At 64.0% G+C, this 22548-nt stretch carries 21 protein-coding genes; 11 read left to right on the top strand and 10 right to left on the bottom strand.

The genetic code is table 11. The features are described 5' to 3' along the window. Positions 1-14: 14 nt before the first annotated feature. From ACW7G6_RS03200 to ACW7G6_RS03185, 4 genes are read right to left on the bottom strand one after another with little or no spacing between them, the layout of a single operon-like run. Positions 15-1127 carry a GNAT family N-acetyltransferase gene (locus ACW7G6_RS03200; protein WP_456979425.1) on the bottom strand — a complete coding sequence of 371 codons (1113 nt, stop codon included), beginning with the start codon at positions 1125-1127 and terminating at the stop codon, positions 15-17. Positions 1128-1141: 14 nt separating this feature from the next. Continuing rightward, on the bottom strand, positions 1142-2350 hold the full coding sequence (locus ACW7G6_RS03195) for a hypothetical protein (protein ID WP_456979424.1): 1209 nt from the start codon (positions 2348-2350) through the stop codon (positions 1142-1144). Continuing rightward, positions 2343-3227 carry a ThiF family adenylyltransferase gene (locus ACW7G6_RS03190; protein ID WP_456979423.1) on the bottom strand — a complete coding sequence of 295 codons (885 nt, stop codon included), beginning with the start codon at positions 3225-3227 and terminating at the stop codon, positions 2343-2345. The genes ACW7G6_RS03195 and ACW7G6_RS03190 overlap by 8 nt, the downstream gene beginning before the upstream one ends. Beyond that, on the bottom strand, positions 3224-4069 hold the full coding sequence (locus ACW7G6_RS03185; RefSeq protein WP_456979422.1) for a hypothetical protein: 846 nt from the start codon (positions 4067-4069) through the stop codon (positions 3224-3226). Before ACW7G6_RS03185 ends, ACW7G6_RS03190 begins: the two co-directional genes overlap by 4 nt. Before the next feature lie 634 nt (positions 4070-4703). Between ACW7G6_RS03185 and ACW7G6_RS03180 the strand changes: the two genes are divergently transcribed. From ACW7G6_RS03180 to ACW7G6_RS03165, 4 genes are all read left to right on the top strand, one after another. Continuing rightward, positions 4704-6089: a M28 family metallopeptidase gene (locus ACW7G6_RS03180; RefSeq protein ID WP_456979421.1), complete on the top strand. Its 1386-nt coding sequence runs from the start codon at positions 4704-4706 to the stop codon at positions 6087-6089. A 25-nt stretch (positions 6090-6114) separates the two neighbouring features. Then, positions 6115-7554, top strand: a complete 1440-nt coding sequence (locus ACW7G6_RS03175; RefSeq protein WP_456979420.1) for an RNB domain-containing ribonuclease — start codon at positions 6115-6117, stop codon at positions 7552-7554. A gap of 100 nt (positions 7555-7654) precedes the next feature. Then, on the top strand, positions 7655-7876 hold the full coding sequence (locus ACW7G6_RS03170) for a hypothetical protein (protein ID WP_456979419.1): 222 nt from the start codon (positions 7655-7657) through the stop codon (positions 7874-7876). Further along, positions 7873-8466 (top strand): DNA-3-methyladenine glycosylase, encoded by a 594-nt coding sequence (locus tag ACW7G6_RS03165; protein ID WP_456979418.1) that lies wholly within the window; start codon positions 7873-7875, stop codon positions 8464-8466. Before ACW7G6_RS03170 ends, ACW7G6_RS03165 begins: the two co-directional genes overlap by 4 nt. Positions 8467-8481: 15 nt before the next feature. Here the strand turns inward: ACW7G6_RS03165 and ACW7G6_RS03160 are convergent, their stop codons facing one another. The 4 genes from ACW7G6_RS03160 to ACW7G6_RS03145 all read right to left on the bottom strand — a co-directional run bounded on the left by ACW7G6_RS03160 (position 8482) and on the right by ACW7G6_RS03145 (position 13920). Further along, positions 8482-9864: a replication-associated recombination protein A gene (locus tag ACW7G6_RS03160; protein WP_456979417.1), complete on the bottom strand. Its 1383-nt coding sequence runs from the start codon at positions 9862-9864 to the stop codon at positions 8482-8484. An 81-nt stretch (positions 9865-9945) separates the two neighbouring features. Next, a complete protein-coding gene (locus tag ACW7G6_RS03155) occupies positions 9946-10683 on the bottom strand; it encodes a hypothetical protein (RefSeq protein WP_456979416.1) in 738 nt (245 codons plus the stop codon). 139 nt (positions 10684-10822) lie between these two features. Then, positions 10823-11443: an outer membrane lipoprotein chaperone LolA gene (lolA, locus tag ACW7G6_RS03150; RefSeq protein WP_456979887.1), complete on the bottom strand. Its 621-nt coding sequence runs from the start codon at positions 11441-11443 to the stop codon at positions 10823-10825. 113 nt (positions 11444-11556) lie between these two features. Next, a complete protein-coding gene (locus tag ACW7G6_RS03145; protein WP_456979415.1) occupies positions 11557-13920 on the bottom strand; it encodes a DNA translocase FtsK in 2364 nt (787 codons plus the stop codon). A 219-nt stretch (positions 13921-14139) separates the two neighbouring features. Between ACW7G6_RS03145 and trxB the strand changes: the two genes are divergently transcribed. The 4 genes from trxB (at position 14140) to infA (ending at position 17353) form a co-directional block, all read left to right on the top strand. Next, on the top strand, positions 14140-15096 hold the full coding sequence (gene trxB / locus ACW7G6_RS03140) for a thioredoxin-disulfide reductase (RefSeq protein WP_456979414.1): 957 nt from the start codon (positions 14140-14142) through the stop codon (positions 15094-15096). Positions 15097-15105: 9 nt separating this feature from the next. Then, a complete protein-coding gene (locus tag ACW7G6_RS03135; RefSeq protein WP_456979413.1) occupies positions 15106-16308 on the top strand; it encodes a GNAT family N-acetyltransferase in 1203 nt (400 codons plus the stop codon). Beyond that, positions 16277-17020, top strand: coding sequence for a leucyl/phenylalanyl-tRNA--protein transferase (gene aat, locus ACW7G6_RS03130; protein ID WP_456979412.1), 744 nt, complete (start codon positions 16277-16279; stop codon positions 17018-17020). The genes ACW7G6_RS03135 and aat overlap by 32 nt, the downstream gene beginning before the upstream one ends. Positions 17021-17134: 114 nt before the next feature. Next, positions 17135-17353, top strand: a complete 219-nt coding sequence (gene infA, locus ACW7G6_RS03125; protein ID WP_036193457.1) for a translation initiation factor IF-1 — start codon at positions 17135-17137, stop codon at positions 17351-17353. A 73-nt stretch (positions 17354-17426) separates the two neighbouring features. Here the strand turns inward: infA and clpA are convergent, their stop codons facing one another. Beyond that, positions 17427-19706, bottom strand: coding sequence for an ATP-dependent Clp protease ATP-binding subunit ClpA (gene clpA / locus ACW7G6_RS03120; RefSeq protein ID WP_456979411.1), 2280 nt, complete (start codon positions 19704-19706; stop codon positions 17427-17429). Between the two features lie 74 nt (positions 19707-19780). Continuing rightward, a complete protein-coding gene (clpS, locus tag ACW7G6_RS03115) occupies positions 19781-20107 on the bottom strand; it encodes an ATP-dependent Clp protease adapter ClpS (protein WP_456961486.1) in 327 nt (108 codons plus the stop codon). A 105-nt stretch (positions 20108-20212) separates the two neighbouring features. Between clpS and ACW7G6_RS03110 the strand changes: the two genes are divergently transcribed. From ACW7G6_RS03110 to hflD, 3 genes are read left to right on the top strand one after another with little or no spacing between them, the layout of a single operon-like run. Continuing rightward, entirely contained in the window at positions 20213-20692 is a 480-nt protein-coding gene (locus ACW7G6_RS03110; protein ID WP_456979410.1) for an NUDIX hydrolase, read from the top strand. Beyond that, complete coding sequence (gene mnmA, locus ACW7G6_RS03105; protein ID WP_456979409.1) at positions 20689-21807, top strand: tRNA 2-thiouridine(34) synthase MnmA; 1119 nt, start codon at positions 20689-20691, stop codon at positions 21805-21807. The genes ACW7G6_RS03110 and mnmA overlap by 4 nt, the downstream gene beginning before the upstream one ends. Beyond that, the gene (gene hflD / locus ACW7G6_RS03100; protein ID WP_456979408.1) at positions 21804-22430 is read left to right on the top strand and encodes a high frequency lysogenization protein HflD; all 627 of its coding nucleotides are present in this window, start codon (positions 21804-21806) and stop codon (positions 22428-22430) included. Before mnmA ends, hflD begins: the two co-directional genes overlap by 4 nt. Positions 22431-22548 lie beyond the last annotated feature (118 nt).

Genomic DNA, 22548 nt, shown 5'->3' with positions numbered 1-22548 from the left:
AGATGCGACGCCTCTCATGCCAGCGACTTGCTGAACAGATGCAGGCGGTGCAAGGGCCGCGCATCGAGCTTCTCCATCTGCCGGAGGCTGGCCAAGTTGTCGTCGGAGACCCAGCTGATGCCGAGCCGCTCGTATCCCCCATCGCACATCGCAGTGAGCACACGTTGCAACATCACGCCGTTTACGCCCAGATTGTGGTGGGAGCGCCGTACCGAGTAGAACAGCAGCGCTGCGCGGCGTGGCCGGCGATGACGCAAGTAGTGCCACGGCGCACTCCAGCCGAGCCGGTAGTGCATTGCGTGCAGCAAGGGATTGAGATCGGGAATGCAGAGTATCGCGCCGACCGGCACGCCGCGATGGCGCGCCATGCAGGACAAGCGCTCGTCCATCACAAGCCCCAACCCTTTGCTTGGAAAGATGAACTCCTCCTCAGTCAACGGCACGAACATGGGGTTGTCGGCAAAACCGTCGTTGAGAACGCCGCAGGCCGCCCGCAAGCTTGCCTCCAGTCCACGCTTGGGAATAGGCCGGAAGCTCCAGTCCGGATCGGCGAGCAGCATGCGCTGGCGAGACCCCAGCAGCACCTCCTCGTCGACGGCATCCGTGTCGATTTCAAAGGTCCGCATCGGGTACGTACGCTCAAAACCGCAAGCTTCCAGCAGGCCTGGCAGGTACGGAGGCGACCAATCCTGGTATGTGTAGGGCCGGTGCTCATGGCCGCCGGTGAGGGTGCCGACCATCTGGGTGATCGTGAGATTGAAGTTGCCTATCAGCTCGTTGCAACCGCGCGAACGTCCCCAATCACCGCACGCCTCAAGCAGTGCGGCGGCCACAGCCTGATCGTCGACGCAATCGAGCATCCCGAAGTAGCTGCGGCGTAAACCATGCAAACGGTTGGAAACCTCGTGGATATGTGCAGTGATGCGGCCAACGACTCGATCACCGCGGTGCGCTGTAAACCAGGTCAGGCGCGCGCGCCCCTGCTGCAGGAGCGGATTCCGCTCCGGCGCGAAGGCGGCACGAAGATCCGATTCCAGCGGCGAGGCAAGGTAGGCATCGCGCCCGTACACCGCAAAGGGAGCAGCGAAGAATGCAGCGAAATCCCCTTCGACGATGTGTACATCCATGTTGATGAACCTGTTTATGGGCCAATGGCCAGGCGCTGGGCGAGACGCTGGATGATGCCTGCACGCAGATGCGACACACTTTCGCTCGACGAGGAAGGCATTTGCAGGAGCACCAGTAACGGGGGATACGCGCGTATCGGCAACGCGTAGTTCATGCGGTGCCGCTCGAGGAGATCGAGCCACTGTTCGCCTGCTTCGGACAACAGCGGATCTTTACACCCGGCAGAGACGCGCGCCTGGGAAAGCGAAACGGGCGAATCGGCAAGCCGCCACAAGACAGACGCGTCGTAATCATCAAGGTCCGACTCCTGCAGGCGCAGATGGCTCTGCGTTTGCGGATAGTTACGCAATCCGGCGAGCAAGGTTTCGGCATCGTCGAGCGGAGTCGCTTGCAGCCAGCGCAGGAAGTGATTTTCCGCGCTCGACACCGACAATGCGCGGCTGCTGGCCACGATGGCGCCGAACATCAGTAGCGCAATCGCTACCGGCCAGGCACTCAGAGTCCGATGCCACAGGGCTTCTCCAGCGAACCCCAGCACCCACGCGAACAGTCCCGCGAGAACCAGTCCCAGTGCCACCCATACGAGTACACGTGTGATCAGTTCCCGGACGATGCTCAAACGCGCCTCGGTCGCGAGCATCACATGGATGAACAGCATCGCCGCCAAGCTTCCCAGACGGACTGGCGGGTAGCCGATCAGTGTGCGGAAGTCGCTGACCAGCAATGGGGTGGCCAGTAGCGCGACCAGAACCAGCGCGCTGACCAGGCGACGCTCCTCGACACCAAGCGCATCGTGACCACGTAGCAACAAGACGCCGTTGCAGCTCACCACTGCGGCGAGCACAAGCGCGAATGCCACCGGCCACAATGGTTGGTGCGCCAGTGGAACAAGTAGATTGAGGACGAAGAAAGCCAAGGTCACCGTCAGCGTAAACAGCTTGACCCACAGTGGATGGTGCCGACGCAGTATCCTTTCGCAGAACAGGGTGATCGCGAGCGGCAAGAGCGTTGCCGCGGCAAAAGTGAGGCGATTGAGCCGGACGCCATCGTTCATCCAGTCGATGCCGCGCAAGACCATCAACGCGCCCAACATGGCGACCAGAAATATTGCCGCGCGTCCGCCGGCTGGTGCTTCCGACTTCCATAGAAATCGCAGATACGGTACGCAGGCCGCGGCGGCGATCAAGGACAGCGCGGCGTCGACACTGATTGCGCTATCCACGCATCAGCCTCGCCATGAAGCGGCGCACCATGAAGCGCCGCAGCGCAGCCACCGGCTTCGGGCGCGGTCGCTCCACCTGCATCGTCCACGGATTAAAAAAGTATCCTCGCGCGTCTGCCATCGGCGTACGACCGAGCAGACACTTGACGACTTCGAATGCCATCATGTTGCCGGTAGTGATTACCATGGGCGCGAACGACATGCGTTTGCGCGTCCCCGCGATCAGTTCGCGCCCGAGTTCAAAATCGATGTGGTTCGCGGAACTGGAATGCACCATCACGTACTCCAGCTCGCGACCGAAGCAGGCCTGCAGCAACTCCGGTGTGAATTGCGCAGGTTTGACGCCTAGCGATGGGTAGCCCAGGCGCTGTTCGGGTCGCAGGTCCTGTGGCGATACCGCGATAACCGATGGCAACGGCGAAGTGTACGCGTCGATCACAGTGGCACCGTGCACGGCGGCGCGGCGATACAGGTGGATGCCCATCGCAATGTCGTCCATGCCATTGATGACGATGCGATGTCGATCGAGCAATTCGTCGAGTTGCTGCGGCCATTCGCGCCCGAGCACCTGCAGGTGGAGTTGCGGATTGATCCGCTGCAGCGCCGACGCCGTGGCCTGCGCCTTGTCGCTGCCTATGGTGTCGATGTTTGCGAATACCTGGCGGTTGAGATTGGATAGCTCAAAGGTATCAATATCGGCCAGAGTCAGTGCGCCCAGGCCCAACCTCGCCAATGCCTGTACCGCTGCCCCGCCCATGCCGCCAACGCCGATCACCAGCACGCGGCCTTCCCGCAACTTTTGCTGCTCACTGGCGTTGACGAATCCAAGATTGCGGTCGACGAACTCCGCGTAGTCGAAAGCCGAATCCAGACTCATGCAGCGCTCCGTGCGCGCAGCTCACCCATCGCTTCGCGTGGATTGAGCCAATGAACCAGCGGCAGCAACACCCAACCCAGCAGCAGGAATGCCAACTGCCACGAAAGCCCCAGCAATGAATTTCGTGGTACGTCACGCAGCAGATATCGGCGGGCTGCGGTGAGATCGAAACGCGCGACCTGGAGGAAGTCGTCGCCGCGAGCGTAGTCCAAGTGCTCGCGGCAGACTTCGTTGGCGCGGTCGTCGCGATGCTTTTGTGCCTGGTCGAAGGTTTTTTTCAAGTTGTCGGAACCACCGGTATAGGCATTGGCGATGACGAATTGCGCCTCGTCGAAACTGGCTTCGGCGCCCACACCAAAAACACCCCGGTGTCGACGCATGATCTCGCGTGCCACGCTCAGGTGATCGAAACTGCGCCGAACCTGCGAGAAAGGATTGGGCCAGGCCGTGGGGAACGCTTCTGCGACCTTGCCGATAATGGCTGGCACCTGGGTGACGTTGCTGATCCACAGTGGTCGCAAGCCACGACGGAAGAAGATCAGGATGCAGGTCAGCCCATAAAGCACCCATGACAATCCCTGGGTACGGAACTTTGGGTCGACCACCACCAGCCCGAGGTGGAGTGCGCGCGTGGGCACACCACGCACTTCGATGTCCATGAACGACAGGGCGTTGAATGCCACCGCTTCCCCGTTTTTGGCGTCGTAGAGCACGGTGATCACCGCTTGCTGCAGACGCACGGGATCGCCTGACACAACACCATAGTCGAGGTCATGGCCTATGCCGTGTCGGGTGATGCCACGCAGTTGCACCAGTAGCGCTTCGATTTCCTCCTCCCGCATCCACAGCCCCGGCCTTTCGATTACCCGTACTTGTACGCTGCGGCTGACTGACCAGCGCAGATCGAGAAACCGAATGTATCGAGTGAATCGCTGCCATCCCACCATGGGCCACCCCTGTCAAAACACGTGCATCCCGGACTCGAGACCTGGCCGACGCATCAATGATGAATTTTGAGCGCATGGTTGCCACTCATACATGAGCCATGCTCACCATTTCCACCGGTGCATTCAACGTTGAAGTGCACGGTGACCGTGGTTGAAGAATACCTCGCCTGGTGTCAGGTAGCCCAGTCGCTTCCTCGGTCGGTCATCCATCTGACCCACAGCCGCTTGCAGTTCCTTCTCCGTGATCGAGATGAAGTCACACGGGCGCGGCAAGCCGTTGAAGTTCTCGCGGCAGCCGCGTTGCCACGGGCTGTGGGGATCGGCGAACAGGTCAGGTTGTGCACGAAGCTGATGCGGCTCATTCGACCCGGGAGGCTCAGCGCCACTGTGCCGGCAGTGCTAGTAGCTAGGCGCAGGCGACGTTGCACCATGAGGTCGATCGGTGGCGCGCCGATTCGACCCGGTCCAGTCGACGGTCTCCGGTAGAGTGCGACACGTAGCCCATACATCCATCCACGGGACCCATTCCATGTATCGATACTTGCTTGCCGCCGCTGCCAGTCTCGCCTGTGCCCCAGCGATTGCCGCCACGGGTACGACTCCTCCGGCCACGGTCCCCGAATTGCACGACATCGCGCGATCGCCCTCGCCCACCCGGATCGAGGCCGATATCCGCACCCTGGTTGACTTCGGAACGCGTCACACACTGTCCGACACCGAATCCGACACCCGTGGCATAGGCGCCGCGCGGCGCTGGATCAAGGCCGAATTCGAGCGGATCTCGCGCGACTGCGGCGGTTGCCTGGAGGTGATGGTGGTTGGCGACACCGTATCGGGCGAGGAACGCGTCCCCGACCCGGTCGAGGTCGTCAGCGTGATTGCGATCCAGCGTGGCAGCAGCGATCCCAAGCGCGTGGTGATGATGTCTGGCGATATCGACTCGCGGGTATCGGACGTGATGGATTACACCTCCGATTCGCCCGGAGCCAACGACAACGCCTCGGGCATTGCCGGAACACTGGAAGCCGCCCGGGTGCTGTCGCAGTACGAGTTCAACGGCACGATTGTCTATGCCGCGCTTGCTGGCGAGGAGCAGGGCCTGTTCGGCGGCAAGATCCTGGCCGAGTACGCGCTGGAGAACGGCTGGCGGATCGAGGCCCTGCTCAACAACGACATGATCGGCAATATCGCGGGCGTCAACGGCGTCATCGACAACACCACCGCACGCGTGTTCTCCGAGGGCACGCGGGTCAACGAGACGCCAGAGGAAGCACGCGCGCGCCGCTTCACTGGCGGCGAGGTCGACTCGCCCTCGCGCAACCTCGCCCGCTACATCGACCGTATGGCCGACCAGTACGTGCCGAACCTGGACGTGATGATGGTCTACCGGCTCGACCGCTTCGGCCGCGGCGGCCACCACCGCCCGTTCAACGATATTGGCGCGCCGGCGGTTCGGGTGATGGAGACCAACGAGAACTACACCCGCCAGCATCAGGATCTGCGCGTCGAGGACGGGGTCACCTACGGCGACACCATCGACGGCGTCGACTTCGCCTATGCAGCCAAGTTGACTGCACTGAACGCGGTCAGTCTGGCGGGCATGGCCTGGGCGCCGCCACCGCCGGCCGAGGTCGAAATCGAGGGCGCGGTCAGCCCCGACACCACCTTGCGCTGGACCCGACCGCCTGCGAGCCAGGCCCCGGACCTCGCGGGCTACCGCATCCACTGGCGACTCACGACCGAGCCGCAGTGGAGCCACAGCATCTACGTAGGCAACGTCGCCGAGCACACGCTGGAGAACGTCGTCATCGACAACTATTTCTTCGGTGTCTCGGCAGTCGGCAAAAACGGGGCGGAGAGTCCGGTAGTGTTTCCGGGCGCGGCCGGAAGTTTTGGCGGCTACGTTGCGGACTGACCCTCACCAAGCAGAAGGATAATCGATGACGACAACACGCCGTTTACGCCTTGGCACACCGCAGGATCCAGCACTGGTCCGGGGCATGCGGATGCTCCAGCAAGAACTCGAGCTGCCCACCTCGTTCCCGCCACAGGTGGAGCGCGCCGCCGACATCGCAGTAGCCAACGCGCGACTGCCCGACGAGGACCGCACCGACATCGCGCTGGTCACCATTGATCCGCCCGACGCGATGGACCTGGACCAGGCGCTGTTTGTCGAGCGCAATGGCGATGGCTACCGGGTCCATTATGCGATTGCCGATGTCGCCGCATTTGTCAGCGCCGGCGATGCGATCGATCTGGAGGCCAACCGTCGCGGGGAGACGTTGTACGGCGCCGACAGCAAGATTCCACTGCACCCCAAGGCCATGTCGGAGGATGCCGCTTCGTTGCTGCCCGGACAGGTGCGACCGGCCTTGTTGTGGACGATCGACCTGGACGCAAGCGGCGAAGGCATCGGCGTGGACGTGCATCGCGCCCGGGTCCGCAGCCGGGCAAAGCTTGACTATGCCGGCGTGCAGCACGAGATCGACAGCGGCAAGGCTGACCCGATGTGGGCAGTCCTGCGTGAGATTGGCGAGTTGCGGGAGATGCGCGAGCGACGTCGTGGTGGCGTCAGCCTGCCACTGCCGGAGCAGGAGGTTCGTGTCGACGGCGGTGCGTGGACGATTGAGTTCCGCGCCCGCTATCCGGTCGAGAACTGGAACGAGCAGATCTCGCTGCTGACCGGCATGGCGGCCGCACATCTGATGGTGCAGGCCGGGGTCGGCTTGCTGCGCACCCTGCCCGATGCCGATCCGCGCGCCATCGCCCGGCTCCACCGTACCGCCGACGCGCTGGAGATCGACTGGCCCGAAACACTCTCCTACCCCGACTTCATCCGCTCGCTCGATCCACGCCAGCCACGCGATGTGGCAATGGCGACCGCGTGCACCTCGGTATTGCGCGGAGCGGGCTACCTCGCGTTCACCGGCAGCGTGCCCGAGGATTCGTGGCATTCGGCGCTGGCGGCGCAGTACACCCACGTCACCGCTCCGTTGCGACGGTTGGTGGATCGTTACACCGGCGAAACCTGCGTCGCGCTGTGTGCCGGCGTGCCGGTCCCGGAGTGGGTGCTGGATGCCCTGCCCGGCCTGCCGGCGACGATGCAGGAGTCCTCACGGCGCGCAAGCCGCTACGAGAACGCCGTGCTCGACCTGGCCGAGGCGACGGCGCTGGCGCCGCGCGTGGGTGAAACGTTCGCCGGCGCGATTGTCGAGGTCAATCCGAAGAATCCGGGCCAGGGTGATGTCATGTTGCGCGATCCGGCAGTGCTGGGACGCGTGAGCGCGGATTCCGATCTGCCACTGGGAGCCAAGGTACGCGTGCGGCTTGCCCAGGCGGACCCGGTGACGCGCAGGATCCGTTTTGAACTCGTGACCTGAGCCGCTCCCGGCCAGCGAACGCCGCCTTGCTGTCGCACCTTCACACCCGGGTTCCGGGAGCTGCCGTAAATTTCAATCGATTTCATTCGGGAGTTTTCCCATGAGCAATCGAGACCAGAAAGACCCGCCTGCCAGCGACCTCAAGCCGGGCCAGCCAAAGACGCCCGAATCAACGGCGGAGCGCCGGCAACGCGAGAAACACCAGAACGAGAACCAGGATGAGGCCCTGGAGGAAACCTTTCCCGCAAGTGACCCGGTCTCGCCATTCGTAGCGGCCAAGCGACCCGATCCGGCCGGGACCCGATCAAGCCCGCAAGATTGAGTGCCGCTGTCCGCCGCCGTACCGGGCTGCCGCGAAAATTCTACCGGCGCGACCCGCGCCAGGTTGCCCCGGAACTGCTCAACAAGGTTCTGGCGGGACCGGACGGGCGCAGCGGACGCATTGTCGAGGTCGAAGCCTATTGCGGCGAGGTGGATCCGGCCGCGCACACTTATCGCGGCCAGACCGCGCGCAACGCGACGATGTTCGGGCCGCCGGGGCACCTGTACGTGTACTTCACCTACGGCCTGCACTGGTGCGCCAACGCGGTGTGTGGCGAGCCGGGCGAGGGGGTCGCCGTGCTGCTGCGAGCGCTGGAGCCGCTGGAACGACTGGACCTGATGCATGCCGCCCGGCCGGCGGCGCGGCGCGAGCGCGACCTGTGCAGCGGCCCGGCCCGGCTCACCCAGGCCATGGGCATCGGCCAGGCCCAGGACGGCGACGACCTGTTGGCCGGGCCTTACCGGATACTGGACGACGGCATGCCCCCGCCCGACAACCCGTTCGTGACCACGCGCGTCGGCATCACCCGAGCCGTCACCGAGCCCTGGCGCTGGTATGTGCGCGGCAATCGGCATGTGTCGCGACGTTGACCGATCTTGCCCGTCTCAATCGTCGCTTTTGCCACCAGTAGCGGCCTTGCGCGCCGCACGCAGCCGGTCGAGTTTTTCCTTTAGCTTGACCTCCATGCCCCGCGCCACCGGCTGGTAGTACACGCGCTCGCCCATCGCATCGGGGAAACCGGTCTGGTCCAGCGCGATACCGCCTTCGGCATCGTGGTCGTACTGATAGCCCTTGGCGTAACCCAGCTCCTTCATCAGCTTCGTCGGTGCATTGCGAAGGTGCAGCGGGACGTCCTGGGTACCGTACTGGCGTACATCTTTTTTGGCCGTGTTGAAAGCGACATAAACCGCGTTGGATTTGGCGGTGCTGGCCAGGTAGATCACCAGTTGCGCCAACGCGAGGTCACCTTCCGGACTGCCGAGGCGGTCATAGGTGTCCCAGGCATCGATCGCCATCTGCTGCGCACGCGGGTCGGCCAGACCGATGTCCTCGGTGGCCATGCGGGTCAGTCGACGGGCGAGATAGGCCGGGTCGCAGCCGCCATCGATCATCCGGGTGAGCCAATACAGCGCGGCGTCCGGGTTCGAGCTGCGCACCGATTTGTGCAATGCCGATATCTGGTCGTAGAACTGCTCGCCGCCCTTGTCGAAGCGGCGGGTGCGGTCGGCCAGCACCTGGCTCAGGGTGGCGTCGGTAATCTCGCCCTGCTCGCCAGACGCAAGCTCGGCGGCGATTTCGAGCAAGGTCAGGCCACGGCGGACATCACCATCGGCGGCGCCGGCGATCTGCATCAACGCCTCGTCGGACACCTTCAGCCCCTGCCCGCCCAGTCCGTCCTCAGCGTCATCCAGGGCCCGCTGCAATGCGACAGCGATGTCCTGGGCGGACACCGCCTCCATCACGTGCACGCGACAGCGCGACAGCAATGCGGAGTTGAGTTCGAAAGACGGGTTCTCGGTGGTCGCGCCAACAAACAGAATAGTGCCGCGCTCGATGTGCGGCAGGAAGGCATCTTGCTGGGTCTTGTTGAACCGATGCACCTCATCGACGAACAGCACTGTGCGCCGACCCTCAGCGAATCGCTGTGCGGCCTCTTCCAGCACCACCCGGACCTGCGGCAAGCCGGACAGCACGGCGGATATCGCGCGGAATTCAGCGTCGGTGTACTGCGCGAGCAACAGCGCAAACGTGGTTTTGCCACAGCCCGGCGGCCCCCACAGGATCATCGAATGGGCGTGGCCGGACTCGACCGCCCGGCGCAGTGCGGAACCGGCGGAAAACAGGCGGCGCTGGCCGACCATCCCGTCAAGCGTGTTCGGTCGCATGCGCTCGGCGAGCGGTCGCATTGCCCGGTTTTCCACGCTGAGCAGGTCTGCAGGGGGACCGGCGAGATCGATTTTGGGTGAACGGATTCTGGGCAACTTCATGCCGCTCAAGTAGTCGGGTGAACGCCGCCCAGCGTAACAAAGGACGCGCGTCCCGCGGGCGCACTGGCACCCACCGTTGAGCTAGTTGCTGGCGACCGCGGGCTCGGCCTGTTCGGCCCAGTTTGAAGATGTACCCAACTCGTAGTCCACGCGCAACCATTCCCCGGTGTCGCGGTCGTACAACGCGGAAACCTGTGCCGGCGTAGTGCCTTCACCGGAAAATTCAGCGATACCCAGTGCCCTCAGCTGCACGAAACGTTGGTCGGAGGCGGTGGTGGTAACGCGTTCAATCAGCAATTGCACCGATTGCTGGGAAAATTCACTGGCCAGGGCGGAATTCACTTCCCGGTCCAATGCGCGTGCGAGATCGGAATCCAGTTGCAGCACTTCGCCGGCCTGACCATCGTTGAGCACCAGCACCGGACGGCTCACGCTTGCGGTAGCGGTGTCGTACAACGCGTTGAAGCTCATCGCGATCCAGTCGGGTGCATCGCCGATGCGCAAGCGACCGTTGCCGGACACACTGCGGTCGCGCACGCTCAGCGGTGCGACATGAACCTTGTCCAGGGTGACTTCAACCCGGCGCGCATCGAACTGATCGCTGATCGCGCCGATCAACGCCGCTGCCACCGCGCTGTCCATCGCCTGCCCGCCTTCCTCACGCGACTGGGGAGCCTGCAGCGCCTGCGCCTGAAGCTGGGGTGCAACGGACACCGGCACCGGGCGTTGGGCAAGGGCCGTGGCGAAGAACAACCCGGCGGCAGTCGTCGCGACGACCGCCAGCGGGCGGATAACAAACGGGATGGAGTGATGGCGCATCTGAACAGTTCCAGCGGCATCCGGCGGATACCTTGGAAGCCAGCATGGCGCCGGGGCCGTCGACAAATCGTGACGCCAAGCCCTTGAATCTGAACGGTTTACGCGTTCACGCCGGGCTCACGGGATAAGCGACGCTTGGTCAGCGCTCCCCAATGACATCCACGCCCTCCGGCGGCGTGTATCGGAAGGTGTCCGCCGGGAAACCTGGGTTGCGCTGCCACTGCTCGAAGGTGATCTCGGTGCGCTGGCCGACAGCGTCGTTCACTTCCATCTGCACCAGCTTGCCATCGTCAAAACCCAACCGGGCCGAGCGGAAACTGGCCTGGTTGTCGTCGTTGGGTGCCAGGCTCAACCACTCCAGGCCATCGGTGGCGCCGAGCTCCTTGACCACGAACTGCTTGTCCAGCTTGGCTGGCTCGAACAATGCCGCCAAGGGACTGCTGCGCTCTTCCACGCCTTGCGGACGCACTGTCACCTGCTCCAGGTCGGGGTCGTAGATCCAGACCTTTTCACCATCGGCAACAATCACCTGGGGATAGGGCTTCACGTATTCCCAGCGAAACAGATGCGGCACGGAGAGCTGCACGTGCCCGGTGGAGGTTTCCTTGAGCTTGCCCTGGGTGTCGTAAACCTGCTGGGTGAACTGGCCATCAAGCCCTTTCAAGCCCTTGGTGAACGTATCGAGATCATCGCGCGCGCCAGCCAGTGCACTGCCCGCGACGACGGTGCCCAGCAGCAAACCGGTACCCCAGCGAATCATCTGGTTCATGCAGTCGATCTCCAGTCGTAGTCTGGTTGCGAGTGTGTAGTGGTCAAGCTGAATGCGTGCTCGACGTGATCGTCAACATTCAGCGTGGCGCAGCCGGACGCAAGTCAATCGCGCGGCGGTGGCGGTGCCAGGACGCTGCGGTCGCCATTGTGCTCCGGCGGGGTGACGATGCCGGCCGCTTCCATGGCCTCGACCAGACGCGCCGCACGGTTGTATCCAATTTTCAGCCGCCGTTGCACGCCGGAAATCGATGCACGCCGGGTCTCGGTAACCACCCGTACGGCCTGGTCGTACAGCGGGTCGGATTCGTCCCCGCTGCTGGCGGTCTCGGGCAGCCCGGTGGCCCCCACCACGACGCCATCGCCCATCGTCTGCACGTCTTCCAGAACACCGTTGATGTAGTCGGTACGTCCAGTCTGCTTCAGGAACTCGACCACACGGTGTACTTCTTCATCGGACACGAACGCGCCGTGCACGCGCTCGGGCATCGCGGTCCCTGGTGGCAGGTACAGCATGTCGCCGTTGCCGAGCAGGGTTTCGGCGCCGGACTGGTCGAGGATGGTGCGCGAATCGATCTTGCTCGATACCTGGAACGCGATCCGGGTCGGGATATTGGCCTTGATCAGACCGGTGATGACGTCCACCGACGGGCGCTGGGTGGCGAGGATCAGATGGATGCCGGCGGCGCGGGACTTCTGCGCCAGGCGGGCGATCAACTCCTCGACCTTCTTGCCGACGATCATCATCATGTCGGCGAATTCGTCGATGAAGATCACGATGAATGGCAACGGCTCCAGCAGCGGCGCAACCTCGTTGATCTCCGGGTTGGGCTTGAACAGCGGGTCGCTCATCGGCTGCCCGGCATCGCTGGCATCGCGCACCTTCTTGTTGAAGCCCGCCAGATTACGCACGCCGACCGCGCTCATCAGCTTGTAGCGCCGCTCCATCTCGGCCACGCACCAGCGCAGGCCGTTGGCGGCCTCCTTCATGTCGGTGACCACAGGCGCCAGCAGGTGCGGGATGCCTTCGTATACCGACAGTTCCAGCATCTTCGGGTCGATCATCAACATCCGCACATCCTTGGCGGACGCTTTGTACAGCAAGCTCAACACCATCGCGTTGACCCCAACCGACTTGCCCGAGCCGGTGGTGCCGGCGACCAGCAGGTGCGGCATCCGGGCCAGGTCGGCGACCGTCGGACGGCCCCCGATATCCTTGCCCAGCGCGATCGTCAGCGGACTGCTTGCCTTGTCATATTCCTTGGAACGCAGCAGCTCGGACAGGTAGATCATCTCGCGTCGGGTGTTGGGCGTTTCCAGGCCAATCACCGCCTTTCCCGGGATGACGTCGACCACGCGCACCGACTTGACCGACAGCCCGCGAGCGATGTCCTTGTCCAGCGAACTGATCTGGCTGACCTTGATGCCCGGCGCCGGCTCGATCTCGAACCGGGTGATCACCGGGCCGGGATACGCACCGACCACGGTGGCCTCGATGCGGAAATCCTTGAGCTTGAACTCGATCTGCCGCGACAGGGTCTCCAACGTATCTGCGTTGTAGCCCTTGGGCTGCGGCTTGGGATCGTCCAGCAACGACAGCGGCGGGATGCCTGTGCCGTCGCTGACGTTGAGCAGCGGAATCTGCTGTTCGCGCTGGGCGCGGTCGCTACGTTCCACGGCAGCCGGTGCCGGCGGCTCGATCTTCACTGGCGCGCGCTTGGCCCGCAGCTCGCTGTCGACCTTGCGGACCTCACCGCGCTCCTCGCGCAGGGTCCGGGTCTGCTGCCACTCGCTGGCTTGTTGGCTGCCCCGGCGGAACAGGCGTGACAACACCGGTCCCAAAGCCAATACCCACTGGCCCACCCGGTCCATCACGCTCAGCCACGAGATCCCGGTCGCCAGGGTCACCGAGACCAGCAACAGGGCAAGCAGGAACAGATTGCCACCCACCGGGCCGAAGCCGCTGTACAACGAGCGCCCGACCAGTTGTCCGAGGATGCCACCGGCGCCGGCGGAAAAATCGATCACCGAACCCACGCGCAGTTGCAGCAGGCCCGTGGCCGACACCAGGAAGCCGACGATGCCGACCAGTCGCAACGCCGGACCGAGGTCGGCGTCGCCATCGCCATCCACGTCCATGCCGAACAAGGCGATCCACGCCACCAGGGCAAGCATCACCGGCAGCAGGAACGCGACGTAGCCGGTCAGATACAGCAACACATCGGCCAGCCAGGCACCGACCCGGCCGCCCAGGTTGTGCAGCGGTGCGGTGACGCTGCCGGACTGCGACCAGCCCGGATCGTTGGGCGAGAAGGTAACCAGGCTCGCCAGCAGGTACAGCAACAGCGGCGCGATCACGATCATCGCAATGTCGCGCATCAACCGCTGCCGCCGTGGCGACGGTGTGGCGTCCGCCCTCGGAGTGGTCTTCGCTTTTTTCTTGCCTGCTGCCGTGGACGCTTGCGCCACCGTGATGTTCTGCCTTAGCTAGGTTGTGTTAGCCATTGAATATACGCGAAAAGCCGTCGTCAACCGACCCCTGCCCCGCTCGACCGCACTGCAACGCTGCGTCCTCGTGTCCGCCTTGTGTTGCCGGGACGCCGCCTCCAAGCTATGGGCCATGCCGGTCGCAAATGCGACCCAGTCCTGCGCCGATGCGGCGCATTCCCAACCGTTGCGATTATACCCATGACCCCAAGCAAGCATGCCCGTCTCATCATCCTGGGCTCCGGCCCGGCCGGCTGGACCACGGCCGTCTACGCTGCCCGCGCCAACCTCAAGCCATTGTTGATCACCGGGTTGCAGATGGGGGGACAGTTGATGACCACCACCGATGTCGACAACTGGCCCGGTGATGCCCACGGCCTGCAAGGCCCGGATCTGATGACCCGGATGCAGGCTCATGCCGAGCGTTTCGATACCGAGGTGGTGTTTGACCAGATCCATTCGGCCGACTTGTCGCAGCGGCCGTTCCGCCTCATCGGCGACAGCGGCGAATACACCTGTGATGCGCTGGTGATCGCCACCGGTGCCAGTGCCAAGTACCTCGGCATCGAGTCCGAGACCAAGTTCATGGGCAAGGGCGTCTCAGCCTGCGCGACCTGCGATGGCTTCTTCTACAAGGAACAGGAAGTGGCGGTGATCGGCGGCGGCAACACCGCGGTTGAAGAGGCGCTGTACCTGTCCAACATCGCGCGCAAGGTGTATCTGGTGCATCGTCGCGACAGCCTGCGGGCCGAGAAGATTCTCCAGGACAAATTGTTCGCCAAGGCCCAGGCCGGCAAGATCGAACTGGTCTGGGATCACTCCGTCGAAGAAGTACTGGGTGATGACAGCGGCGTCACCGGCATGCGCCTGCGCTCGACCAAGGGCGACCAGAGCACCCGTGAGATCCCGGTCAACGGCTTCTTCGTCGCCATCGGGCACACCCCGAACACCTCGCTGTTCGAGGGCCAGCTGGAGATGAAGGGCGGCTATCTGCAGATCAAGTCGGGACTGGATGGCAATGCGACCCAGACCTCGGTCCCCGGCGTGTATGCCGCTGGCGACGTGGCCGATCAGGTCTACCGCCAGGCAATCACCTCGGCGGGCTTCGGCTGCATGGCAGCGCTGGATGCGGAGAAATTCCTCGACCAGGGTGAGTAGCCGAACGGCATGCTCGAAACACGGCTCTACAATCGGCTTGACGACATCCCTGCGGTGCAATGGGATGCGTTGCATGACGGGCGAAACCCGTTTGTTGCCCATGCGTTCCTGGTCGGCATGGAGCAACACGGGGTTGTGCGCCCGGAGTGGGGTTGGTCGCCCAGGCACCTGACGCTGTGGCAAGGCGATGAGCTGCTTGCCGCCGCGCCGGGATACCTGAAAGACAACTCCCATGGCGAATTCGTGTTCGACCATGCCTGGGCGCATGCCTACGCCCAGCACGGGCTGGATTATTTCCCCAAGTGGCTGTGCGCGGTGCCCTACTCGCCCGTCACCGGGCCGCGCCTGCTGGTGCGCGACCAGGCGCATCGGTCGTTGTTGCTGGAGGAGATGGTCGAACTGGCCGCTCACGAAGGCGTGTCTTCCGCGCACGTCAATTTCCACGACAAGGACGAAGATGCGGCGTTCGAGCCGGCAAGCTCCACGCCACCAGGTGCCAGCGGTGAGTGGTTGCAACGCATCGACATCCAGTACCACTGGCATAACCGCGCCGGCTGGTCCGATTTTTCGGACTACCTGTCCGCGTTCGATCACAAGCACCGCAAGAACATCCGTCAGGAGCGCGCCAAGGTCGTCCGTGCGGGCGTGACCTTCCGGGTGGTCAAGGGCGGTGACGCCAGTGCCGCCGACCTGGCCGACATCCACCGGTTCTACCTGTGCACGTTCGCCGAGTACGGCAACCACCCGACCATCACCCTGGCGTTCGTTCGCCACCTGGCGCAGGCCATGCCGCGCTCACTGGTGCTGTTTTTTGCCGAGCGCGATGGGCGTCCCGTGGCCGGCGCCCTGTGCCTGCGCGGTGGCGATACCTTGTACGGCCGGTACTGGGGCGCGACCGAGGGGATTCCCGGGTTGCACTTCGAGACCTGCTACTACCAGGGCATCGATTACTGCCTGCGCGAAGGGCTGACCCGGTTTGAGCCGGGCGCACAAGGGGAGCACAAGTTGGCGCGCGGGTTTCTGCCCACGCTGGTGCGCAGCCGCCACTGGATTGCCCATCCCTCGTTCCGCGACGCGCTGGGCCAATGGTGCGAGCAAGAGCGCGCCGTGATCAATCGCCATGTGACGACCCTGACCAGCCGTTCGCCGTTCAAGCAGCCATCCGGCGACACTACCGACCATGCCGATCCACCTGCCCCGACTGGCCACTGACCCCGGCTCACCCTTCCCCGACCCGCGCATGGCTTTGCGGGAGCCGGACGGTTTGCTGGCTATGGGTGGCGACCTGTCCCCGCAGCGGCTGCTCAACGCCTACGCGGGCGGGATATTCCCGTGGTACTCCGATGGCCAGCCGTTGCTGTGGTGGTCGCTGGACCCGCGCACCGTGTTCCGTACCGACGCGGTGCATTTGTCATCCCGGTTTCGGCGATCGTTGCGCCAGTCCGACTGGCAGGTCACCGCCGATGGCGCGTTCGACGAGGTAATCCGGGCCTGCGCCCTGGCGCCACGTCCGGGTCAGCCCGGGACCTGGATCACCGCCGCGATGTGCCAGGCTTACAGTGAGCTGCACCGCCTCGGCCATGCCCACTCCATCGAGGTGCGTAGCGGATCGGAGCTGGTGGGAGGGTTGTATGGCGTTGCGATCGGCCGGATGTTCTTCGGCGAAAGCATGGTCAGCCTGGCGTCGGGTGGTTCCAAGGTGGCCTTGGCCGCCCTCGCCGCCCGCCTGCATCAGTGGCATTGGCCGCTGTTGGATGCGCAGGTCGAGAATCCGCATCTGCTGAGTTTGGGCGGCATGTCGTGGCCACGCGAGCGGTTCCTCACCCAGGTCCGGTTGCTTGTCTCGCGCCCCGTGGCGGCGACGTCGTGGACGCAGCGGTTTGGCACGCTCCATGCTCGGGAGCTTGCGCTGCCATTGGCTTGAGACGCGCCGGGTACACTCACGACACCAAAATTTTGCCTCGACACGGCAACCGTGTCATGATGCTCGGCTTCGCGGCTGCATTTTTGCGCCGCCCGCAACAAACGCAGGAAACACATGGCAAAAGACGACGTGATCGAATTTGAGGGCACGGTGGCGGAAACCCTTCCGAACACCCTGTTCCGCGTGCGCCTCGAAAACGGGCACGAGATCATCGCCCACATCTCCGGGCGCATGCGCAAGAACTACATCCGCATCCTGACCGGCGACAAGGTCAAGGTGGAGATGACCCCGTACGATCTGACCAAGGGAAGGATCACCTACCGCAACAAGTAACCGCGGTGGTGCATGCGTTAAAAAAGGCGACCATGGGTCGCCTTTTTCGTTTGGCGGTCTGCTCCGTACCCGCCTATTCCACGGTAACGGGCAGCAGCTTTTCCGGCTCGGGCTGCGCGTCGATCACCAGCTCGTCGTCCTTTACCTGGACCGTTACCCGGCCACCAGCCACCAGCTTGCCGAACAGCAACTCGTCCGCCAACGGGCGCTTGATCTTGTCCTGGATGACCCGGGTCATCGGTCGTGCACCCATCAACGGGTCGAAGCCATGCTGGGCGAGCCATTCGCGCGCTTCGGGAGTCGCCGTCATGGTGACGCCCTTCTCGTGCAACTGGGCTTCCAGCTCGATCAGGAATTTGTCGACCACGCGCAGGATGTGCTCGAAACCGAGTGCGTCGAATTGGACCACGGCGTCCAGCCGGTTGCGGAACTCGGGGCTGAAGCCCTTGCGGATTGCCTCCATCGCATCGGTGCTGTGATCCTGCTTGGTGAAGCCGATCGTCCGCCTGGCGGCCTGGGTGGCTCCGGCATTGGTGGTCATCACCACGATCACGTTGCGGAAGTTCGCCTCCCGGCCGTTTGTGTCGGTCAGCGCGCCACGGTCCATGACCTGCAGCAGGATGTTGAAGATGTCCGGGTGGGCTTTTTCCACCTCGTCCAGCAGCAACACGCAATGCGGGGTCTTGACGATTTTCTCGGTCAGCAGGCCCCCCTGGTCAAAACCGACGTAGCCGGGAGGCGCGCCGATCAGGCGCGACACCGAATGCGACTCCATGTACTCGGACATGTCGAAGCGGACCAGCTCGATGCCCAACTGCAGCGCCAACTGCTTGGTCACCTCGGTCTTGCCGACCCCGGTCGGGCCTGCAAACAGGAAGTTGCCGATCGGCTTGTCGGGACTGCCCAGCCCGGAACGTGACAACTTGATGGCCGACGTCAGCGAATCGATGGCCGGATCCTGGCCGAAGATCACCATCTTCAGGTTGCGCTCAAGGTTGCGAAGCACGTCCTTGTCGGTAGCCGAGACCTGGCGGGCCGGGATGCGCGCCATCTTGGCGACGATCATCTCGATCTCCTCCACGTCGATGGTCACCTTGCGCACGCCTTCCGGCAGCAGTCGCTGGCGTGCCCCGGCTTCATCCATCACGTCGATCGCCTTGTCAGGCAGCAGCCGGTCGCCAATGTGCTTGACCGACAGATCTACCGCCGCCTGCAGCGCGTCATCGTCATAGGTGACCCCGTGGTGGGCCTCGTAACGCGCCTTGAGCCCTTGCAGGATCTCGACGGTCTCGCCAATGGTCGGCTCGACGATGTCGATTTTCTGGAAGCGCCGTGCCAGCGCCCGGTCCTTCTCGAAGATGCCGCGGTACTCCTGGAACGTGGTCGAGCCGATGCAACGCAGGTCGCCCGAGGACAACGCCGGCTTGATCAGGTTGCTCGCATCCATCGTGCCGCCGCTCGCGGAGCCGGCGCCGATGATGGTGTGGATCTCGTCGATGAACAGCACCGCGCCGGGATGCTTCTTCATTTGCGCAAGAACCGCCTTGAGGCGCTTTTCGAAGTCGCCGCGGTACTTGGTACCGGCGACCAGTGCGCCCAGGTCCAGCGCATAGATGGTCGCGTCGGCAAGAACTTCGGGCACGTCGCCGTCGACGATGCGCTTGGCCAGCCCTTCGGCGATAGCGGTTTTCCCGACGCCGGCCTCACCGACATACAACGGGTTGTTCTTGCGACGGCGGCACAGCACCTGGATGGTGCGTTCCACCTCGTCCATCCGGCCCACCAACGGGTCGATTTTGCCATCGCGGGCGAGCTGGTTCAGGTCGACGGCGAACTCGTCCAGCGCCTCGGCCTTGGCATCGGCCTCGCCGTCCGCCGGCCGGGCTTCGCCGTCGACCGGCTGGCTGTCGCCATCGTCGCCCTGGCGGGCAATCCCGTGGGACAGGTAATTGACCACGTCCAGCCGCGCGATGTCCTGCTGGTTGAGGTAGTAGACCGCGTGCGAGTCCTTCTCGCCGAAGATCGCCACCAGCACGTTGGCGCCGGTGACCTCCTTGTTGCCCGACGATTGCACGTGGTAAACGGCGCGCTGCAGTACGCGTTGGAATCCCAGCGTCGGCTGGGTGTCGCGATCGATCTCGTCAGGCAACACCGAGACCGAGGTCGCAATGGCCTGTTCCAGATCGCCGCGCAGTCGCGGAGCGTCCGCGTCGCACGCCTTGAGAACGGCCTCCGCAGAGGGGTTATCAAGCAGTGCCAGCAGCAGGTGCTCGACCGTCATGTACTCGTGGCGCGCCTCGCGGGCACGTTTGTAGCACTGGCCGATGCTGAACTCGAGATCCTTGCTGAACATGAAGCGATGCCTCCGAAAAGCTACTGCTACCCAAGATGGGGATGCCAGCCCGCTTTTCCATGCCGGCTAATCGGTTACGCCCTCTCCATCGTACATAGCAACGGGTGTTGATTCAGCCTGGAGAATTCGTTGACCTGCGCTACCTTCGATTCGGCCACTTCCCGGGTGAACACACCGCATACGCCACGGCCACGGGTGTGCACGTGGAGCATGATCTGGGTCGCGTTCTCGGCGGTCATCGGGAAGAACCGCATCAGCACCTCGACCACGAAATCCATCGGGGTGTAATCGTCGTTGAGCAGCATCACCGAGTACAGCGGTGGGCGGGCGGTTTCGGGCTTGGCGGCCTCGACCATCGTGCCGTGGCCATGGTCGTGTTCGTGTTCGGCGGGTCTGGACATGGCCGCATTGTAAATGCTCGCGCCCGCGGTGGGCGCACTGCCGGACGATGGACGCCCGGCCGGAGCACCGGCAAAATGGGCGAAACACCATTGGTTGAATGAATCTTGAGTTATCGCGAAGGCCGCTTCTGGCAACCCGACGTCACCGTGGCCACCGTCGTGGTCCGTGACGGGCAATTGTTGATGGTCGAGGAAGCCTCCCGCGGACGCCTGGTGCTGAACCAGCCTGCCGGGCATCTGGAGCCCGACGAGAGCCTGGAGGACGCCGCGCTGCGCGAGACACGCGAGGAGACCGGCTGGGACGTGCGCCTGACCTGTTTCATCGGCGCTTATCAGTGGAAAGCGCCACCCGGCCCAGACGGTGGCGAGGGCCGGCATTACCTGCGCTTTGCGTTTGCCGCGGAGCCGGTCTCACATGATCCCGACCGCGAACTGGATGTCGGTATCGCGCGGGCGCTGTGGTTGGCCCCGGCCGACCTGCAAAGCCAGCTGGACCGCCATCGCAGTCCGCTGGTCTGGCGCGCCGTTGTTGACTACCTGACCGGCCGCCGCCATCCGCTGTCCCTGGTGCAGCAGCTGGCGTGAGCATCCCCGGGACCATCGTGGGCATGTCCGGCGGTGTCGACTCGTCGGTGGCCGCATTGCTGTTGCGCGATGCCGGTGAGCCGATTGCCGGGCTGTTCATGCAGAACTGGGCAGAGGACGGCAGTGGCGATTGCCGGGCCGAGGACGACCGTCGCGATGCGGTCGCGATATGTGGCCGGCTCGGTATCCCGATCCACTTCCGCGATTTTTCCGGCGCGTACTGGGACGGCGTGTTCGAACATTTCCTTGCCGAATATGCCGCCGGGCGCACGCCCAATCCCGATGTGCTGTGCAACAGGGAGATCAAGTTCAAGCATTTCCTGGACGCGGCCCACGACCTGGGTGCGGACTTCATCGCCACCGGCCACTACGCCCGTATCACGCGCGATAACGGGCGCTGCCAGCTGTTGCGGGCGGTAGACCGCAACAAGGACCAGAGCTACTTCCTGCACCAGCTCGGACAGGCCCAGCTGGCGGCCACCCGCTTTCCGCTGGGTGAGCTGGACAAGACCGACGTGCGGCAGATGGCGCGCGATGCCGGCTTCGCCACCGCCGCCAAGAAGGACTCCACCGGGATATGTTTCATCGGCGAGCGCGACTTCCGTGAGTTCCTCGGACGCTATATCCCCGCCCGCACCGGCGAGCTGCGCACCCCTGCCGGGCAAGTCATCGGTCATCATCCCGGCGTGTTCTACTTCACCCTGGGCCAGCGCGAAGGCCTCAACATCGGTGGCGTACGCGGGTTTGCCCAGGCACCGTGGTACGTGGTGGGCAAGGACATCGCCAACAATATGTTGTATGTCGACCAGGGCAGCGACACGCCATGGCTGGCGTCGCGGTTGCTATGGTCCGAAGCCGCACACTGGATTGCCGGGAGCGCACCAGCGTCGCGGTTCACCTGCACCGCCCAGACCCGCTATCGCCAGGCCGAAGAGGATTGCGAGGTCACGGTAAACGAGGACGGCACCCTGGCGGTTTGCTTTGACCGGCCCCAGCGTGCGGTGACTCCGGGTCAGTCGCTGGTGCTCTACGACGGACAGGTCTGCCTGGGCGGTGCCATCATCGCGACCACTGACGCTCCACTTGAACAACGCCTGAGGGCCAATGCTGCATGACTGATCACCGTGACAACCCCCTTGGCGAACGCGTACTCGCGTTGGCCGGCATGCTCCAGGCGCTGGCCCAGGTGCGCCGCATTGCCGATACCGGCCAATCCAACGCCAACGTGGTCGACACCATGCTCGACTCGGTGTTCCGGATAGATGCCTCAACCACCGAGGAAGTCTATGGCGGACGCGCGTCGCTGCGTCCGGGTCTGACGTTGCTGCGCGACTATTTTGCCAAGAAGAAAAGCCACGATGAGCACCTGCCCCGGCTGGCGTTGGCCGTAATCCAGCTTGAACGCCGCTTTGTCGCCGACGGTGCCATGGCCCAGCGCGTGCAGCAGGGAATCCTTGTCCAGGCCGAAGCCGCGCAACGGCTTGGCCGCAGTCATCCCGATGTGTTGTCGGGACTGGGAAGCCTGTACGCCGACACCTTCAGCCACCTGCGTCCACGGGTCCTGGTGCAGGGCAATCCCCACTACCTGGGCCAGCCCGCTGTCGTCGCCGAAGTGCGCGCGGTGCTGCTTGCCGCGGTGCGCTCGGCCGTGTTGTGGCGGCAGCTGGGCGGCAGCATGTGGGACTTCCTGCTGCGCCGTCGTGACATGGCGGCACAGGTGGAAACGTTGCTGCGCTAGGCGATCATGGCCCGCTCCCAACGGGCCGCCGCAGGCGATAAATAGCGATTTCCGGCATAATAGGAGGATCGTACTGCGGCGGCTGTCCTGGGCGTGATCATTTCCCAAGGGCCTGTCG

The sequence above is a fragment of the Lysobacter sp. A421 genome (assembly GCF_054052145.1).
This window is presented reverse-complemented; position numbering and strand designations above follow the sequence as displayed.

What these genes read in the sequence shown, in the direction of transcription:
- ACW7G6_RS03200 (WP_456979425.1), bottom strand. Translation starts at nt 1,127, where the DNA reads ATGGATGTACACATCGTCGAAGGGGATTTCGCTGCATTCTTCGCTGCT.
- ACW7G6_RS03190 (WP_456979423.1), bottom strand. Translation starts at nt 3,227, where the DNA reads ATGAGTCTGGATTCGGCTTTCGACTACGCGGAGTTCGTCGACCGCAAT.
- ACW7G6_RS03185 (WP_456979422.1), bottom strand. Translation starts at nt 4,069, where the DNA reads ATGCGGGAGGAGGAAATCGAAGCGCTACTGGTGCAACTGCGTGGCATC.
- ACW7G6_RS03180 (WP_456979421.1), top strand. Translation starts at nt 4,704, where the DNA reads ATGTATCGATACTTGCTTGCCGCCGCTGCCAGTCTCGCCTGTGCCCCA.
- ACW7G6_RS03175 (WP_456979420.1), top strand. Translation starts at nt 6,115, where the DNA reads ATGACGACAACACGCCGTTTACGCCTTGGCACACCGCAGGATCCAGCA.
- ACW7G6_RS03170 (WP_456979419.1), top strand. Translation starts at nt 7,655, where the DNA reads ATGAGCAATCGAGACCAGAAAGACCCGCCTGCCAGCGACCTCAAGCCG.
- ACW7G6_RS03160 (WP_456979417.1), bottom strand. Translation starts at nt 9,864, where the DNA reads ATGAAGTTGCCCAGAATCCGTTCACCCAAAATCGATCTCGCCGGTCCC.
- ACW7G6_RS03155 (WP_456979416.1), bottom strand. Translation starts at nt 10,683, where the DNA reads ATGCGCCATCACTCCATCCCGTTTGTTATCCGCCCGCTGGCGGTCGTC.
- lolA (WP_456979887.1), bottom strand. Translation starts at nt 11,443, where the DNA reads ATGATTCGCTGGGGTACCGGTTTGCTGCTGGGCACCGTCGTCGCGGGC.
- trxB (WP_456979414.1), top strand. Translation starts at nt 14,140, where the DNA reads ATGACCCCAAGCAAGCATGCCCGTCTCATCATCCTGGGCTCCGGCCCG.
- ACW7G6_RS03135 (WP_456979413.1), top strand. Translation starts at nt 15,106, where the DNA reads ATGCTCGAAACACGGCTCTACAATCGGCTTGACGACATCCCTGCGGTG.
- aat (WP_456979412.1), top strand. Translation starts at nt 16,277, where the DNA reads ATGCCGATCCACCTGCCCCGACTGGCCACTGACCCCGGCTCACCCTTC.
- infA (WP_036193457.1), top strand. Translation starts at nt 17,135, where the DNA reads ATGGCAAAAGACGACGTGATCGAATTTGAGGGCACGGTGGCGGAAACC.
- clpA (WP_456979411.1), bottom strand. Translation starts at nt 19,706, where the DNA reads ATGTTCAGCAAGGATCTCGAGTTCAGCATCGGCCAGTGCTACAAACGT.
- clpS (WP_456961486.1), bottom strand. Translation starts at nt 20,107, where the DNA reads ATGTCCAGACCCGCCGAACACGAACACGACCATGGCCACGGCACGATG.
- hflD (WP_456979408.1), top strand. Translation starts at nt 21,804, where the DNA reads ATGACTGATCACCGTGACAACCCCCTTGGCGAACGCGTACTCGCGTTG.